Source organism: Flavobacterium sasangense DSM 21067, from assembly GCF_000686885.1.
Classification (GTDB): Bacteria; Bacteroidota; Bacteroidia; order Flavobacteriales; family Flavobacteriaceae; genus Flavobacterium; species Flavobacterium sasangense.
Genome location: NZ_JMLU01000005.1, coordinates 23,543 through 40,844 on the forward strand (window position 1 = coordinate 23,543; position 17,302 = coordinate 40,844).

At 33.7% G+C, this 17,302-nt stretch carries 17 protein-coding genes; 7 read left to right on the forward strand and 10 right to left on the reverse strand.

What is annotated here, in order from left to right; genetic code table 11:
* Positions 1 to 2 precede the first annotated feature (2 nt).
* From BP92_RS0105475 to BP92_RS0105515, 9 genes are all read right to left on the reverse strand, one after another.
* Positions 3 to 1,169 (reverse strand): iron-containing alcohol dehydrogenase, encoded by a 1,167-nt coding sequence (locus BP92_RS0105475; protein ID WP_026725134.1) that lies wholly within the window; start codon positions 1,167 to 1,169, stop codon positions 3 to 5.
* A 63-nt stretch (positions 1,170 to 1,232) separates the two neighbouring features.
* Positions 1,233 to 1,865, reverse strand: a complete 633-nt coding sequence (locus BP92_RS0105480) for a hypothetical protein (protein ID WP_026725135.1) — start codon at positions 1,863 to 1,865, stop codon at positions 1,233 to 1,235.
* The gene (gene nadD, locus BP92_RS0105485) at positions 1,865 to 2,446 is read right to left on the reverse strand and encodes a nicotinate (nicotinamide) nucleotide adenylyltransferase (protein WP_026725136.1); all 582 of its coding nucleotides are present in this window, start codon (positions 2,444 to 2,446) and stop codon (positions 1,865 to 1,867) included. Before nadD ends, BP92_RS0105480 begins: the two co-directional genes overlap by 1 nt.
* 25 nt (positions 2,447 to 2,471) lie before the next feature.
* Positions 2,472 to 2,843 (reverse strand): four helix bundle protein, encoded by a 372-nt coding sequence (locus BP92_RS0105490; protein ID WP_035692958.1) that lies wholly within the window; start codon positions 2,841 to 2,843, stop codon positions 2,472 to 2,474.
* A gap of 31 nt (positions 2,844 to 2,874) precedes the next feature.
* Positions 2,875 to 3,450 (reverse strand): guanylate kinase, encoded by a 576-nt coding sequence (gmk, locus tag BP92_RS0105495; protein ID WP_026725138.1) that lies wholly within the window; start codon positions 3,448 to 3,450, stop codon positions 2,875 to 2,877.
* Positions 3,451 to 3,462: 12 nt separating this feature from the next.
* Entirely contained in the window at positions 3,463 to 3,777 is a 315-nt protein-coding gene (locus BP92_RS0105500) for a hypothetical protein (protein WP_150111872.1), read from the reverse strand.
* An 85-nt stretch (positions 3,778 to 3,862) separates the two neighbouring features.
* Positions 3,863 to 4,723: a YicC/YloC family endoribonuclease gene (locus BP92_RS0105505; RefSeq protein ID WP_035692959.1), complete on the reverse strand. Its 861-nt coding sequence runs from the start codon at positions 4,721 to 4,723 to the stop codon at positions 3,863 to 3,865.
* Positions 4,724 to 4,817: 94 nt separating this feature from the next.
* Positions 4,818 to 5,711 carry a DMT family transporter gene (locus BP92_RS0105510; RefSeq protein WP_026725141.1) on the reverse strand — a complete coding sequence of 298 codons (894 nt, stop codon included), beginning with the start codon at positions 5,709 to 5,711 and terminating at the stop codon, positions 4,818 to 4,820.
* Complete coding sequence (locus tag BP92_RS0105515; RefSeq protein ID WP_026725142.1) at positions 5,711 to 6,061, reverse strand: arsenate reductase family protein; 351 nt, start codon at positions 6,059 to 6,061, stop codon at positions 5,711 to 5,713. The genes BP92_RS0105510 and BP92_RS0105515 overlap by 1 nt, the downstream gene beginning before the upstream one ends.
* Positions 6,062 to 6,141: 80 nt before the next feature.
* On the opposite strand from BP92_RS0105515, the gene BP92_RS0105520 reads away from it, so the two are divergent.
* Both BP92_RS0105520 and BP92_RS0105525 read left to right on the forward strand, forming a co-directional pair.
* Positions 6,142 to 6,597: a DinB family protein gene (locus BP92_RS0105520; RefSeq protein WP_026725143.1), complete on the forward strand. Its 456-nt coding sequence runs from the start codon at positions 6,142 to 6,144 to the stop codon at positions 6,595 to 6,597.
* Positions 6,598 to 6,665: 68 nt separating this feature from the next.
* Positions 6,666 to 7,808 (forward strand): cystathionine gamma-synthase, encoded by a 1,143-nt coding sequence (locus tag BP92_RS0105525; protein WP_026725144.1) that lies wholly within the window; start codon positions 6,666 to 6,668, stop codon positions 7,806 to 7,808.
* Positions 7,809 to 7,874: 66 nt separating this feature from the next.
* On the opposite strand, the gene BP92_RS0105530 is transcribed toward BP92_RS0105525, so the two are convergent.
* A complete protein-coding gene (locus BP92_RS0105530) occupies positions 7,875 to 8,657 on the reverse strand; it encodes a THC0290_0291 family protein (RefSeq protein WP_026725145.1) in 783 nt (260 codons plus the stop codon).
* A 259-nt stretch (positions 8,658 to 8,916) separates the two neighbouring features.
* Between BP92_RS0105530 and gdhA the strand changes: the two genes are divergently transcribed.
* The 5 genes from gdhA (at position 8,917) to BP92_RS0105555 (ending at position 17,295) form a co-directional block, all read left to right on the forward strand.
* The gene (gene gdhA, locus BP92_RS0105535; RefSeq protein ID WP_026725146.1) at positions 8,917 to 10,260 is read left to right on the forward strand and encodes an NADP-specific glutamate dehydrogenase; all 1,344 of its coding nucleotides are present in this window, start codon (positions 8,917 to 8,919) and stop codon (positions 10,258 to 10,260) included.
* 120 nt (positions 10,261 to 10,380) lie between these two features.
* Positions 10,381 to 12,666 (forward strand): type IX secretion system anionic LPS delivery protein PorZ, encoded by a 2,286-nt coding sequence (gene porZ / locus BP92_RS0105540; RefSeq protein ID WP_026725147.1) that lies wholly within the window; start codon positions 10,381 to 10,383, stop codon positions 12,664 to 12,666.
* Between the two features lie 4 nt (positions 12,667 to 12,670).
* Positions 12,671 to 13,384: a DNA repair protein RecO gene (recO, locus tag BP92_RS0105545; protein WP_026725148.1), complete on the forward strand. Its 714-nt coding sequence runs from the start codon at positions 12,671 to 12,673 to the stop codon at positions 13,382 to 13,384.
* Positions 13,385 to 13,463: 79 nt separating this feature from the next.
* Positions 13,464 to 16,865, forward strand: a complete 3,402-nt coding sequence (gene ileS, locus BP92_RS0105550; protein ID WP_026725149.1) for an isoleucine--tRNA ligase — start codon at positions 13,464 to 13,466, stop codon at positions 16,863 to 16,865.
* A 49-nt stretch (positions 16,866 to 16,914) separates the two neighbouring features.
* Positions 16,915 to 17,295 carry a TraR/DksA family transcriptional regulator gene (locus BP92_RS0105555; RefSeq protein WP_026725150.1) on the forward strand — a complete coding sequence of 127 codons (381 nt, stop codon included), beginning with the start codon at positions 16,915 to 16,917 and terminating at the stop codon, positions 17,293 to 17,295.
* The last annotated feature ends 7 nt before the right edge of the window (positions 17,296 to 17,302 follow it).

Consider the following 17,302-nt stretch of genomic DNA (forward strand, 5'->3'; position numbering starts at 1 on the left):
TTTTAATAACTCATTTCTACAATTGCTCTCACTTTTTCTAAGGTGATGTTTTGCTTTTCACCCATGGCTTTCCAACCTCTTTCTTCGAAACGATTAACAATAAAATCGGCTGTTTTTTCGATGTTTTCAGCGTTTTCCGAAATTTTGGTTTTCATTCCCATTTTATGGAAGAATTCAACTGTTTTTTCAATCGCTTTTTCTGCAATTTCTTCGGTTGAATTGCCTTGAATATTCCAAACGCGTTGGCCGTATTGCGCTAATTTGTCTTTTTTCGTGTCGAACATTACGCGGTATAAATTTGGACCAATGATAGCCAACGTTCTCGCATGGTCAATTTCGTATAAAGCCGTTAATTCATGACCAATCATGTGTGTTGCCCAATCAGAAGGAACTCCTTTTTGAATCAAGCCATTCAATGCCATGGTTGCACTCCAAACAAAGTTGGAAGCCAATTTATAATCACTCGGATTTTCCACTACATCTGGACCAATTTCAATTAGCGTTTGTAAAATACTTTCTGAAATTCGGTCTTGCAATAAAGCGTCGTGTGTATAAGTCAAATATTGCTCCATTACGTGTGTGAACGCATCCACAACTCCGTTTTGCAATTGTCTTTTTGGTAACGAAGTAATTACTGTTGGATCTACAATTGAAAAAACTGGGAATAAAGCACTTCCGCCTAAAGTTAATTTTTCTTGTGTAGCTTCAATCGTAACTACAGCGCCTGAATTCATTTCCGAACCGGTTGCTGGTAAGGTTAAAACGGTTCCAAAAGGAATCACTTTAGAAGCATCTTTAAATAAAATACGTTTTTTTAAAATATCGGCTTCGTCACCTTCAAAATTAACGGCTGCCGAAATAAATTTCACGCCATCAATCACGCTTCCGCCACCAACAGCTAAGATAAAACCGATTTTTTCAGCACGAATAATTTCAACGGCTTTCATCAAAGTTTCAAAACGAGGATTTGGTTCAATACCACCAAATTCTACAATATCGTGATTCGGTAAAGCGGCTTTTACTTGGTCGTAAACACCATTTTTGAAGATACTTCCGCCACCATAGGCAAGCAGAATTTTAGTATTTGAAGGAACTAAATCAGTTAGTTTTTCAATTTGTCCTTTTCCAAAGACATAATTTACTGGATTGTATAATTCGAAGTTTAGCATAACATTTATTTTTTAAGAATACAAAGTTACGCAATGGGATTGGGAACGAATGGTAAAGGAATGTTAAGATAGTTTGCTTTCTTTTTTCATTTTTTCTATAAAAAACAGATAATCAGTCGTGCTTTTATGTTTCTTGTCTACAAGATTTAGATATTGTTTTTTGAAAATGATAAGTTCACTAGTAATTATAAAAAACAGATCTTTTTTAATTGCTTCGATTTGTTCAGATGAATACAATTGAAAATATGTTAAAATTAATTTATCATTATAATAAAAAGAAATACTGTTTTTTAAACCTTGTGATAAAAAGGCGCCATTTGATTTTCCTGTTCGGTTACCATATTTATCTGAAAATTCTATATTAAAATCATTGATTTGATTAAATTCAAAGAGTTGATTATTAATTTTTATTCCATCTTTTTCAAAAGAAATTTCTCCTTCAAGTTTTCCATTTAATTTTTCATATTCACCAAATCTCATAATAACTGAGATTATAAATAATCCTAAACAGACATAAATTATATTTTTTAGAATACTTTCAAATGTGCTTTCAATATTATTTTCTGCGTTTGATAAAATAAGTAAAAATATTAATGCAAATGATATTGAAATCCATTGTAGTTGTTCAGAATTATCCCATCTTTTATAAAATGGTAAAGATTTATCTTTGATATAAATTTTAGCTTTAAAATTCATTACTTCTTAAAAAACAAATTATGTTCCACGTATTCCCAAACTTTATTCGGCAACATTGGAATCACATTTTTACCGTTTTTAATGCTTTCGCGAATGAAGGTAGAAGATAATTCAATTACAGGCGCTCCAACTCGGTGAATTTTAGAATGATTGACAAATTGCTCATCATTTTCACCAGAATTTAGTCGTGGATAGACATAAATATTGTGGTTTTGCAAAATGACTTCGTAGTTTTTCCACTTGTGGAGTGAGTTCAAATTGTCTTCGCCCATGATTAAGGAAAACTCATGTTTTGGAAATTTTTCTTGTAAATGCGCTAAGGTATTTACCGTAAAATTCGGTTGCGGTAATTTGAATTCGATATCCGAAGGTTGAATTTTTGGGTAATCTTCCGTTGCCAAATGCACCATGTGCAAACGATGGTAATCATCTAATAAAGTGCTTTTCTTTTTATGTGGATTATGCGGTGTAACCACCATCCAAATTTGATCCAAATCAGAATGCTCCGCCATGTGATTGGCAATAATTAAATGCCCAATGTGAATGGGGTTAAACGTTCCGAAATACAATCCGATTTTCATCTTTTTAGTGATTAGTAAAGAGTGATTAGTGAATAGCTTTAAGTGTTTTGGAAAAAGCGTTAATCATTTTTGACTCTTCTTCAATTTGATTTAATAATTCTTGAAATAATTCCAAATTAGTAATAAAGCCTAATTCTTTCGCAATAATTAATTGTGTTTCAATTTCAAATAAAGAACCTCTTGCTATGTCTAAAAAGTGACTAAATGATTTATCGGTATTTCTACCATAACCTTCAGCAATATTTGAAGGAATTGAAACAGTAGCTCTTTTTAATTGACTTGAAAGCGCATACATTTCTTCTTGTGGAAAAGTTTTTACAAGTTGATAAACTAATTTTACAATTGTAATTCCTTTTTTCCAGATTAATAAATCTTTGTATGATTTTATTTCATTCATTTTTAGCTAATTACTAATCACTTTTTACTAATTACTCTTTATTTATAAAATCCTTTACCAATTTGTATGCGTCTTCTTTTGCCACATCCAAATCATAATTTTTGATGATGGTGTCAAATTGAGGAGCAGTTGCTAATTCTACTGATGCTTTAGCGATACGCATGTTGATTTTGTCTTCACTTTCAGTGGAACGTTGTTTTAGGCGACGTTTTAATTCGTCAACGCTTGGTGGTTTTACGAAAACAGCTAAGGTTTCGTTTGGAAATTTGCTTTTAATACGCAATCCACCTGCTACATCAATGTCAAAAATTACGTGTTTTCCTAAAGCCCAGATGCGTTCTACTTCGGTTTTTAAAGTGCCGTAGAAATTATCGGTATACACTTCTTCCCATTCTACGAAATCTTCCGCTTTAATGTGCTTTTTGAATTCGTCCCAAGAGATGAAATAATAATCTTTTCCATCAACCTCTTCGCCCCGAGGCGCACGCGTAGTACACGAAATCGAAAATTCTAAATTCAAATCGGGTTGGGCTAATAAATGTCTTACTATAGTGGTTTTTCCTGAACCTGATGGCGCAGAGAATACTAATAATTTTCCTTTGATCATTATGTTGTGTGTTTAATAATAAATTTTCAAGTTAAACCTTTCTATTACATCTAAATATTCATTAAAAATTATCATTACAATAATTGAAATTAAAATACTAATTATTAATGAATTAGAAATAATTTTTAATTTTTCTTTTTTAATAACATTTAGAATAGCTCCCAAACTAAAAGGAATAACTATTGTGATAAATGGAATCAGAAAAAAAGGTCCGAAAGCATAAACTTCCTTTGAATTTGCATATGTTAAATTAGTAATGAATAAAAAAAGTATTGATGCTAAAATGCTGTAAAATATTGTTTTATTAAAATTGATTTCTTTTCTCAATTTGAAAATTTGCAAAATGGATAATCCTATAATTACAAAAAGGACAATAAAATAAAACAATAAAATAATCCCCATTTCAATCCGATTACAAAACGTTCAATACCTGTTCTTTAATCTTTTCCAATTCATCTTTCATCATTACCACCAATTTTTGCATTTCGGAATGGTTTGATTTTGAACCCATGGTGTTGATTTCTCTTCCCATTTCTTGTGTGATGAAACCTAATTTTCTTCCGTTGGCTTCTGTTCCGTTTAGTGTTTCTAAGAAATAGTTCAAATGGTTGCCCAAACGCACTTTTTCTTCGGTAATATCATATTTTTCTAAATAGAAAATCAATTCTTGCTCGAAACGATTTTCATCTACATTGACTTTTAATTCATCTAAAGCAGTTCTTAAACGTGTTTTTACGGTTTCCACGCGTTCGGCATCGTAAGAAACCGCTTCGTTCATTAAATTATTGATGTTTGAAATGCGCAATTGGAATTCTTTTTCCAAAGAAGCGCCTTCGTCTTTTCTGAAATTTGCGATATTTTCCAACGCTTCATCAATCACGGTTTGGATTTGTTTCCATTCGTTTTCATCGATTTCATCGCGTTCGGTTTTTAATGCATCAGGCATACGAACCGCCATTTTCATTAATTCCGTTTCGTCAGCATTTGGAATTACGGCTTTCATTTGGTTAATATAACCTTTTACAATTGGTACATTAATTTTTGAAGTCGTTTCTTCGCCAGTTACTTCTACATATAATGAAAAATCAACCTTTCCGCGCTCTAAACGTTGCGAAATTTGATTGCGTAAACCCAATTCCATTTCACGAAAAACCGATGGCATTCGTGTATTTAAGTCTAAACCTTTACTGTTTAGCGATTTGATTTCTACGGTAATTTTTTTGGTTGGTAATTGCAAAGATGCTTTCCCAAAACCCGTCATGGAGTGTATCATACGTTATAAAAATGTCTTCAAAGATAAGAAAAGTTCTTAGTAATTAGTGAAGAGTGAATAGTGATTAGTTTTTTCAAAAAAAGCTAGTTACTAATTACTTGTCACTAGTCACTTTTTTCTGCGTTACCAAATAAACTCCGACAAATATCAACATAGCTGAAATCAATTTCACTAAACTTAAATCGTCTTTTCCTAAACTCACGGCGAAAATAGTAGCGAAAAGTGGCTGTAAATAGATGAAAACCGCTACGGTTGTTGGTTTTAATTCGCGCATGGAAACTAAATTTAGCAAATAGGTTAAGAAGGTTGAAAACACGACTACAAAACCAATTTTCCAGATGATATCTGTTGGTAAATTAGCAAAATCTATAGCTTGAAATTCGCCCCAACCAAAAGGCAATACCATCAAAAAACCAAAAGTATAAATCCATTTCACGAAGGTGAAGGCGTTGTATTTATCCATTAATTTCTTCACGATGATGAGGTAAAATCCGTAAGAAACGGCATTTACAAAAACTAATAAATTTCCTAAAGATGCGTTTGTAGCGTTTACCAATGATTTTCCGTAGAGAATTAAAGTTATCGTTCCGGCTAAGCCTAAAATGATTCCTAACACTTTTCGGTTTTCCATGCGTTCTTTCATGATGAAAGCGGATAAAACTAGGACAATCATAGGAGTTGTTACCATTAAAACGGCTCCCATAATAGGCGATGTATAACTCAATCCTTTGAAAAAAGTCAGCATGTTAAAAGCAACTCCGAAGAACGCAGCGGCAATAATTCGAGGAAAATCTTCTTTAGCGATTTTTTCTTTGGGTCCAAAAAAAGAAATCAACCAAAATAATAAAACCGAACCACCAACACGCATCACGATAAACCCAAATGCGTCGACATATTTTGGCATTACGTCTTTGGCAATCGTAAAAGTTACACCGTAAATGATGGAAACTAAGGTAGCGGCAACTAGTGCCCAACTTCTTTTTGACATTAGCTTAAAACGGTAATTACTTCGTGAATGTTTTTTGGACTATTTCCAATGTAAATCTTCCCATCGATAATAAAAACTGGGCGACTCAAAAACGTGTAATGTTCTAAAAGGTATTTTTTGAAATCGGCTTCCGTTAGATTTTTATCTTTTAAACCTAATGATTTATACAATTGCGCTTTTTTGCTGAAAAGTGCTTCGTAACTTCCCGAAAGTTGGTACATTTCTTCTAAATCACTTTCCGAAATTGGATTTTGACGAATATCGATAAACGTTAATTTATCAGAATTTGGAAGTGATTTGATGATTTTTCGGCACGTATCACACGAAGCCAAATAGTATATTTTGTTCATTTTATTGTTTTTCAATTTCTGATGCAAAAATACAGCCTTTTGAATTCTAAAAATCAGTAATTTTATAAAAAAAATTAGACATGGACGCAACTTTTAGAATTTGGGAAACTAGCCGCGGATTATACAAGAATTTCTTAGATAATTATTCGTTGGAACAATTGAATACAATTCCAGCAGGAATGAGCAATAATTTGATTTGGAACATTGGTCACGTTATTGTTTCTCAACAGAAATTGGTTTACGCTTTGTCAGGTTTACCAATGCACATTCCGGATTCACTATTTGAGAAATATCAAAACGGTTCGCGACCAGATGGGAAAACTACGCAAGCTGAAGTAGATGAAATCAAACAATTATTATCTGAAATGGTTGAAAAAACCAAATCCGATTTTAAATCCGGTGTTTTCAAAGAATTTCATCCGTATCAAACCAAAACAGGATTTCATTTAGGAACTTGGAAAGAAGCGATGGAGTTCAATAATTATCACGAAGGCATTCATTTAGGAATAATGATGTCGATTAAAAAGCATATTTAGCGAATTGTTAACGATTCGAAAAGTAGCATCAACCAACTTTTATTTACCTTTGTAAAAATTTTTAAAAAATGAAATTCAATACAAAAACGATACATGGTGGGCAACATCATGAAAAAGTAACGGGAGCCGTAATGCCACCGGTATTTCAAACTTCGACTTATGTACAATCAAGTCCAGGGAAACCAATTGGTGATTATGAATACAGTAGAGCAGCAAACCCAACGAGAACGGCTTTAGAAGATGCTTTAGCAAGTATCGAAAACGGAGCAAGAGGTTTAGCTTTTTCTTCGGGATTAGCAGCAACCGATTGTTTGTTGCGTATGTTTAAAGCAGGTGACGAAATCATCGCTATGGACGATTTGTACGGCGGAACTTATAGATTGTTCACAAGATTATATAAAGATAGTGGGATCAAATTTCATTTTGTGGATATGAATGATTTGGAAAAATTCCAATCGTTAATCAATGAAAACACGAAATTGGTTTGGGTGGAAACACCAACAAATCCATTAATGAAATTAGCTGATATTGCAGCGATTGCTCAAATCACCAAAAAACATAATATTTTGTTTGCAGTTGATAATACTTTTGCAACGCCTTATTTGCAAAAACCATTAGATTTAGGTGCAGATATTGTAATGCATTCGGCAACCAAATATTTAGGAGGTCACTCAGATGTAATAGCGGGCGCTTTAATTATCAAAGATAAAGCATTAGGCGAAGAATTACATTTCAAACAATTCGCAACGGGAGCAACTTTAGGGCCAATGGATTCTTTCTTAGTTTTAAGAGGAATCAAAACATTGCATTTGCGTGTGCAACGTCATTGTGAAAACGGCGAAAAAGTAGCGGCATATTTAGATAATCATCCTTTAGTGGAAAGAGTGTATTATCCGGGATTAGCTTCGCATCCATTTCATGAAATTGCTAAAAAGCAAATGAGTGGTTTTGGAGGAATGGTAACGTTTACTTTTAAATCAGGTAAAAAAGAAGATGCGATTAAATTCTTAGAAAATTTAAAAGTTTTCACTTTAGCAGAATCATTAGGAGGAGTAGAGTCATTAGCGAATCATCCAGCTTTAATGACGCACGCATCTATTCCAGAAGATAAAAGAAAAGAAGTGGGTATTTCAGATGACTTAGTTCGTTTGAGTGTAGGAATTGAAGATATCGAAGATTTATTAACTGATTTAGAACAAGCTTTTAAATAGTAGAAGTAACGGAAAACAAAAAATCCCGATTCGTGAGAATCGGGATTTTTTTATATTGTACTTTTATTAATCTAAATAATAAATGTATCCGAAGTGAAACCACAAGTTCCAATCGTTAGATTTATTTTCTTTCCAAAGGTCTGGGTTTTTATTTAAACCGTCTACCCAGTCAGAAAAATAGTATTGCCATCTTAATTCGAAGAATAAATCTGAAAGTTCAGTAAGTTTATAACGTGTACCTACGGAAGAAACAACAGACCAAGTACTTCCTCCTTCAGAAGAAAAACCATCTGGTAAATATCTAGGATAAACATTGTTTGGATTTCCTAATCCTCCTGGTAATGTTGAATACGTATTGTTGTCAAAAAATGAGTAATGTGCTCCAAGACCAATAAATGGTGCCCAAGATCCATCAGTTGCGGTGAACTCACGAATACTTAATGGAAAGTATTCTAATTGCATACCCACATCTGTAACTTTCGCTTCTCCTTTCATTGCTCGAAGTTGAGCGCCAGCTAGAGTTTGTTTGTCTGCAAATTCACCAAAATGTTCTAATTTTGTACTGTTGTAAGATAACTCAGAACGAACTTTAAAGTGGTCGTTGAAATAAGTTTCTGGAGTGTAACAGTTACATTCTGCACGATAAGCAAAATTCATATAGTGTACTAATCCAACACCAATCCCTGTGTTTCCTGCATTAGTTTTAAAATCATGTCTTACGCCAAAATCAGATTGAAAAGCAACTCCTCCAATAAAAGCTCCAACTTCATGAGAGAAGCCAAATTGTGCATTCATTGAAAAATTCGCTCCCAAAAGCAATATTAGTAGGTATTTAATTTTTTTAGTCATCGCTAAAATTTTTCCATTATCGGACAAATATATAAAAACTAACTTCACTTCAAAAAAAAAAGAATGTTTTTCTTGTATAAAAATATATATAAGTATGTTATCAAATAAAAACACATCGCAAGCATTATAAATTTTTCTTAAAAATATACTAAGTAATTTTTAAAATGTATATTTGTCGACTTAAATTTTGCGAAATTCGTAATTTGAGAAAAAAAACACATATTTAACGAATTAGTTTATCTACAAGTTTTATAGAATAATGGAACAAAAAATTAATGATTTTATGGCTCTTATTGAAGCCAAAAATCCAAACGAGCCAGAATTTTTACAAGCAGTTAGAGAATTTGCTGAAACAGTAATGCCTTTTATTGCAAACGAAAAAAAGTATGATGGAAAAAATGTACTTTTAAGAATGGCTGAGCCAGAGCGTTCAGTTATTTTTAGAGTGCCATGGGTGGATGATAAAGGAGAAATTCAAGTGAATAGAGGATTCCGTATTCAAATGAATTCTGCAATTGGACCTTATAAAGGAGGTCTTCGTTTTCATCCAACAGTAAATTTATCTGTACTTAAGTTTTTAGCTTTTGAACAAGTATTTAAAAATAGCTTAACTACACTTCCAATGGGAGGTGGTAAAGGAGGTTCTGATTTCGATCCACAAGGAAAATCTGATGCAGAAGTAATGCGTTTTTGTCAATCATTTATGACTGAATTATGTCGTCATATTGGTCCAGACTTAGACGTTCCTGCTGGAGATATTGGTGTTGGAGCAAGAGAAATTGGTTACATGTTTGGTCAATACAAAAGAATTAGAAATGAATTTACTGGAGTTTTAACTGGAAAAGGGTTAGCTTACGGAGGTTCTTTAATTCGCCCTGAAGCTACAGGTTATGGAGTTGTTTACTTTACTCAACAAATGCTTAAGACTAAAGGAGAATCAATCGAAGGAAAAACTGTCGCTATTTCAGGTTTCGGAAACGTAGCTTGGGGTGTTGCTTTAAAAGTAAATGAATTAGGAGGAAAATTAGTTACTATTTCTGGACCTGATGGTTACATTTATGATGCTGATGGAATTTCTGGAGAGAAAATCGAGTACATGTTAGAAATGAGAGCTAGTGGAAATAATAGAGCAGAAAGTTTTGCTGAAAAATTCCCAAGCGCTGTTTTTCATAAAGGAAAAAGTCCATGGGAAGCAAAAGTGGATATAGCTATTCCATGTGCAACTCAAAATGAATTGAATGAAGAAGATGCTAAAAAATTAATTGCTAATGGAGTTATGTGTGTAACTGAAGCAGCAAATATGCCATGTACTTTAGACGCTATTAAACAATTCTTAGATGCAAAAGTATTATTTGCTCCAGGAAAAGCAGCTAATGCAGGTGGTGTTGCAGCGTCAGGTTTAGAAATGACGCAAAACTCTATTCGTTTAAACTGGACAAGTGAAGAAGTTGATGCTCGTTTAAAAGACATCATGACAGGTATTCACGGACAGTGTAAAAAATACGGTACAGAAGCTGATGGTTATGTAAACTATGTTAAAGGAGCCAATATTGCTGGTTTCGTTAAAGTAGCTGATGCTATGTTAGCTCAAGGTGTAGTATAATAACAGGCTTTAAATAATATGAAAAGCTCTTTTAGGAAACTAAAAGAGCTTTTTTCTTTTGTAAAACATATCAAAATTAAAATTAATACGTTTGTAGTATATTTGTATTAAATACTTGAAATGAAAAAAGCGATTTACATTTTTTTATTTATTATTTCTCAATCTTTTTTTGCACAACAAAGTAATCAGTTGTGGAAAGGTTATTTTTCATATAATGAAATAGTTGATGTGGAATCAGCTTCAGATGCTGTTTTTGCAGCAACTCAAAACGCAGTTTTCTCAAAAGCAATTACATCTAGCGATTTAAAAATTTTTAATTCTATAAATGGATTAAAGCCAGAATCAATTACCACCATTCATCATTCGCAAACTGCTAATAAAACTTTTGCTGGTAACACTAATGGATTATTGTTAATCATTAATTCCGACGGATCCGTTTCTACTAAAGTGGATATTATTAACGAAGTTCCAGTGCCTCCAAATAAAAAGAAAATCAATGATTTTTATGAGCACGAAGGAAAGTTATATATTGCTACAGACTATGGAATTTCTGTAATGGATGTTGCAACTTCCGAATTTATTATTACTTATTTCATTGGTACATCTGGTGAAGAAACAGAAGTACTACAAACCACCGTTTTAAACAATCAAATTTATGCGGTTACTAGAAGTTTTGGTATTAGAAAAGGAGATTTAGCCAATCCTAATTTATATGATTTTAGCCAATGGCAAACTTTTGATACCGGCTTTTGGGGAGGAATTGTAACTTTTAATAATGAATTAGTAGCCATGAATGCTGATGCAAAAACGTATCGTTATAATGGTACTTCGTTTCAGCAAGTTTTAAATCAAACGCAAGCCGGACTTAAGATTAAAACAAATGGGACAGAATTAATTGTTACTACTCAAAATCATGTATTTGTTTTAAATCAAGCCTACAGTCAAATTGCGCACATTACTCAAATCCCTAATTACAATGCAATTTTTAAAGCCGCAACAGTAGTAAATGGTATTTTATATATTGGAACTGAAAAAGACGGACTTTTTTCTGCTGCACTAACTAATCCTAGTGTTTTTGAAGCAATGTCACCTAGCGGTCCGGTTAGAAATTATATTTTTAGAGTAAAAAAAGCACCCAATTATTTATGGGCAGTTTATGGTGATTATTCAAGAGATTATAATCCTTATGCTTTAGATGAATTTGGAATTAGTAAGTTTTCAACTGATAATGGTTGGGAATTAATTCCTTATAACGATTTGTTTCAAGCTAAGTCTATAAGTGACATTGTTATTAATCCAAACAATCCAAATCAAGTATATGCCACTTCTTATTTTTCAGGATTGCTGAAAATAGAAAATGAAAATATAGAGCTTTTTAACAACACAAACACAGGACCTAATGGTTTAGAGTCATTAGTTGTGCCGGGAAGTCCAAGTTATGTCGATATTCGTATAAACAGCCCGGCCTTTGATAAAGACGGAAATCTATGGTTAACAAATGCTTTTGTTGATAAGGCAATAAAGGTGTTACGTTCAAATGGACAATGGCAATCTTATAATTTAGCAGATGTTGCTCCTACGGCTTCAACGGGTAGATATGGGCCAATGGCTATTGATAAAAATAGAACAAAATGGATTCCCACATTGAATGATGGATTAATTGCCTTTAATGAAAATTACAACAATAAATTTATTGTGGTCAATTCAATAAATGGGAACTTAGCGGATAATGATGTGCGTTGTGTTGCGGTTGATAATAGAAACCAATTATGGATTGGAACCTTTGCAGGATTAAGAGTCGTTTCTGTAGATCGTTTTATTTCTGAAACGGAACTAACCGTTAATTCTATTATCATTCAAGAAGGCGATTTAGCACAAGAGTTGTTTTACCAACAAACGATTTTAGATATTGCTGTAGATGGTGCTAACAGAAAATGGGTTTCTATTGCTGATGGAGGTGTTTTCTTAGTGTCTTCAGATGGTCAAGAAACGATTTATCGATTTACCAAAAACAATTCGCCACTACCAAGTGATAACATCAACGATATAGAAATTGATGGCGTTTCAGGCGAAGTGTTTTTTGCAACAGACAAAGGAATGGTTTCGTTTTTAGGAACTTCAACTAAACCAAGTGATAGTTTAAGTGATGTTTTTGTCTATCCAAATCCAGTGCGCCCAAATTTCGTAGGAACAGTAAAAATTAGCGGATTAACGGATAAAGCCAATGTGAAAATCACAGACATAGAAGGAAATTTAGTTTACGAAACTACGTCGTCAGGAGGGACTATTGAATGGGATACCAAAGCTTTCGGAAAGCACAAAGTAGCATCAGGAGTGTATATGATTTTTGTGGCTTCAGAAGACGCGTTGGATTCTACCGTAAAAAAAGTGATGATTATTAGATAATCCAATGCTAGTCAAAACTAAAGCCATCGTAATTTCGGCATTAAAATATCAAGAAAAAAGCTTGATTGTAAAGTGTTTCACGCAATCTGATGGTTTGAAAAGTTATTTCGTTCCAAGCGCTTATTCTAACAAAAAAGGGAATCAAAAAATTGCCTATTTTCAACCGTTAACGATTATTGAAATCGAAGCGAATCACAAAAATAAAGGCACACTTGAACACTTCAAAGAAATCAAATTAGCACACAGTTTTCATTCGATAAATACAGATATTGTAAAAAGCACTATTGTAATTTTTCTTTCCGAAATTTTGCATAACAGTATTCATGAAGAAGAGAAAAATGAAAACTTTTTTTCTTTTTTAGAAACCGCATTACTTTGGTTGGATGCCCATGAAGAAGCCACGAATTTTCATCTAATTTTGATGATGGAAATGACCAAATTCTTAGGTTTTTATCCTGATGTTTCTGAAATGGAATTCGATTTCTTTGATGTCAAAGAGGGTTTTTTTACGCCATTTCAATCCGTGAATACAGTTTCAGCGCATGAAACACAATTATTCAAACGATTAATCGAACTAAAATTCGATTCCAATCAGAAAACTTTCGCTGGATTAGAACGCCAAATTTTGCTAAAAATCCTATTAGATTTCTATACTTTACATCTTGAAGGCTTCAAAAAACCTAAATCGTTAGAAGTTTTAAAAGAAGTTTTTTCCTAAGTCTTAACTTTTGCCTTTTACCTTTTGCCTTTTACCTTTAAATCATTACTTTCGCAAACTGATTTAAGAAAGCGACAAAATGAGCACAAAATTTACTGAATACAAAGGACTTGACTTGCCAACAGTAGCATCAGAAGTTCTTGATTTTTGGAAAAAAAACCACATCTTTGAACAATCGGTAACTTCTCGCGAAGGAGCTTCACCTTACGTGTTTTTTGAAGGGCCACCATCTGCAAATGGTTTGCCTGGAATTCACCACGTAATGGCGCGTGCAATTAAAGATATTTTTTGTCGTTATAAAACTCAAAAAGGCTACCAAGTTAAGCGTAAAGCGGGCTGGGATACGCACGGATTACCTGTAGAATTAGGTACCGAAAAAGAATTAGGTATCACTAAAGAAGATATCGGAAAAACCATTTCGGTTACCGAATACAACGAAGCGTGTAAAAGAACCGTTATGCGTTATACAGATGTTTGGAATGACTTGACCGAAAAAATGGGGTATTGGGTAGACATGGAAGATCCGTATGTGACATACAAATCCAAATACATGGAAACCGTGTGGTGGTTGCTAAAACAAATTTACAACAAAGATTTACTATACAAAGGCTACACAATCCAACCGTATTCGCCAAAAGCGGGAACTGGATTATCTTCTCACGAAGTGAATCAACCAGGTTCGTATCGCGATGTTACTGATACTACGATTGTTGCCCAATTCAAAGCAAAAGACCAAACGTTACCAAGTTTCTTGCAAGGTTTTGGAACGGTTCATTTCTTAGCTTGGACGACAACTCCTTGGACGTTGCCATCAAACACAGCGTTGACAGTTGGACCAAAAATCGATTATGTTTTAGTAAAAACGTTCAATCAATATACTTTTGAAGCGGTAAATGTAGTTTTAGCTAAGAATTTAGTTGGAAAACAATTCGGCGGAAAGTATTTTGTTGCGGAATCAGATGCTGATTTTGCAAATTACAAATCAGAAGATAAAAAGATTCCATACCAAATTTTAGCCGAAGCAAAAGGTGCTGATTTAGTTGGAATTCGTTACGAACAATTACTACCATTAGCGTTACCATATCAAAATCCAGAAAATGCATTTAGAGTAATTTCTGGTGATTTCGTAACAACGGAAGATGGAACTGGAATTGTACATACAGCACCAACATTTGGAGCTGATGATGCTAAAGTTGCTAAAGAAGCAACTCCAGAAGTACCACCAATGTTAGTCTTAGACGAAAACGGAAATCCTGTGCCATTGGTAGACTTACAAGGAAGATTCATCCAAGGTTTAGGTGATTATTCTGGGAAATACGTTAAAAACGAATATTACAACGACGGAGAAGCGCCAGAACGCTCAGCTGACGTAGAAATTGCTATCCAATTAAAAGAAGAAAACAAAGCCTTTAAGGTTGAAAAATACGTCCACAGTTACCCACATTGTTGGAGAACGGACAAACCGATTTTATACTATCCATTAGACTCTTGGTTCATCAAAGTAACCGAAATTAAAGATAGAATGTTTGACTTAAACGAAACCATCAACTGGAAACCAAAAGCTACAGGAGAAGGTCGTTTCGGAAATTGGTTGAAAAATGCAAATGATTGGAATTTATCACGTTCAAGATATTGGGGAATTCCTTTACCAATTTGGAGAAGCGAAGACGGAACCGAGGAAATGTTGGTAGGTTCAGTTGAAGAATTGTATAACGAAATTGAAAAATCAATCGCAGCAGGTTTCCAAACTGAAAATCCATACAAAGGATTCAAAATTGGTGACATGAGCGAAGCTAACTACGATTTAGTGGATTTACATAAAAACGTAGTGGATAACATTGTTTTAGTTTCTCCATTAGGAAAACCAATGAAACGTGAAACGGATTTAATTGACGTTTGGTTCGATTCAGGTGCGATGCCTTATGCACAATGGCATTATCCATTTGAGAACAAAGAGTTAATCGACGAAAATAAAGCATTTCCAGCCGATTTTATCGCAGAAGGTGTTGACCAAACTCGTGGTTGGTTCTATACGTTACACGCTATCGGAACCTTAGTTTTTGATAAAGTTGCTTATAAAAACGTAGTTTCAAACGGATTAGTTTTAGACAAAAACGGACAAAAAATGTCGAAACGTTTAGGAAATGCTGTTGACCCATTCACCACTTTGGCTGAATACGGTCCAGATGCTACACGTTGGTACATGATTTCGAATGCAAATCCTTGGGACAACTTAAAATTTGATATTGAAGGTGTTGCTGAGGTACGAAGAAAATTCTTTGGAACGTTATATAATACGTATTCGTTCTTTGCTTTATATGCGAATATCGATGGTTTCAAATACAACGAAGCCGAAGTTCCATTAAACGAAAGACCCGAAATCGACCGTTGGATTTTATCGGAATTACATACGTTAATTCAATTAGTGGATGAAGCGTATGCGGATTACGAACCAACAAGGGCGGCTCGTGCTATTTCTGATTTCGTACAAGAAAACTTGAGTAACTGGTACGTTCGTTTGTGTAGAAGAAGATTCTGGAAAGGCGATTATGCACAAGATAAAATTGCGGCTTATCAAACGTTATATACTTGTTTGGTAACGGTTGCGAAGCTTTCGGCACCTATTGCTCCGTTCTTTATGGACAAACTTTACAGAGATTTAACACAAGCTACAGGTTCTGAGTCGTTTGAAAGCGTACATTTGGCCGAGTTTCCAAAAATGGTTGAAAACTTTGTTGATAAATCATTAGAAAGCAAAATGATGAAGGCACAAACGGTTTCTTCACTAGTTTTATCACTTCGTAAGAAGGAAATGATTAAAGTGCGCCAACCGTTGCAAAGGGTTATGATTCCTGTACTTGACGACAATCAGCGTGCTGAAATTGAGGCAGTTTCTGACCTAATTAAAGCGGAAGTAAACGTGAAAGAAGTGGAGTTGTTAGACGATGCTTCGGGTGTTTTAGTGAAGCAAATTAAGCCTAATTTTAAAACATTAGGACCACGTTTTGGTAAGGATATGGGATTGATTTCCAAAGAGATACAAAATTTTGAACAAGAACAAATTGCCAAATTAGAGCGTGATGGTGAGTTAGTTATGGATATTGCAGGAAAAAGTATAACTTTATCACAAGATGATGTTGAAATTTCATCGCAAGATATCCCAGGTTGGTTAGTAGCCAATTCAAACGGAATTACAGTAGCGTTAGACATTACAATTTCCGATGAATTAAGAAAAGAAGGGATTGCGAGAGAATTGATTAACAGAATCCAAAATATAAGAAAAGATTCTGGTTTTGAAGTGACTGACAAGATTACCGTTAAAATGGAAAAAAATCCGCAAGTTGAGGAGGCCGTTTTAGCTAATGAATCGTATATTAAGTCAGAAACACTAACCGAATCATTAATTTTTGTTCCAACCCTTGAAAATGGTACGGAAATTGAGTTTGATGATATTAAAACAAGCATATTAATTTCAAAATAAAAGCCAAAAGCTTTTAATCAACGTATAACTATAAAAAAATATTGAAATTATGGTAGAGGAGCAAATTAGATATTCAGACGCTGATTTGGCTGAATTCAAAGCGTTAATTCAAGCGAAATTAGAAAAAGCTAAAAACGATTTAGAGCTTATTAAGAGTGCTTATATGAATGACTTAAACAACGGAACTGATGATACATCACCAACGTTTAAAGCATTTGAAGAAGGCAGTGAAACCATGAGTAAAGAAGCCAATTCGCAATTAGCTATTCGTCAAGAAAAATTCATTAGAGATTTAAAAAATGCCTTGATTCGTATCGAGAACAAAACCTATGGTATTTGTAAAGTTACTGGCAAATTAATAAGTAAAGAAAGATTAAAAATCGTTCCTCATGCTACTATGAGTATCGAAGCAAAAAACTTGCAACGTTAATCTTTTT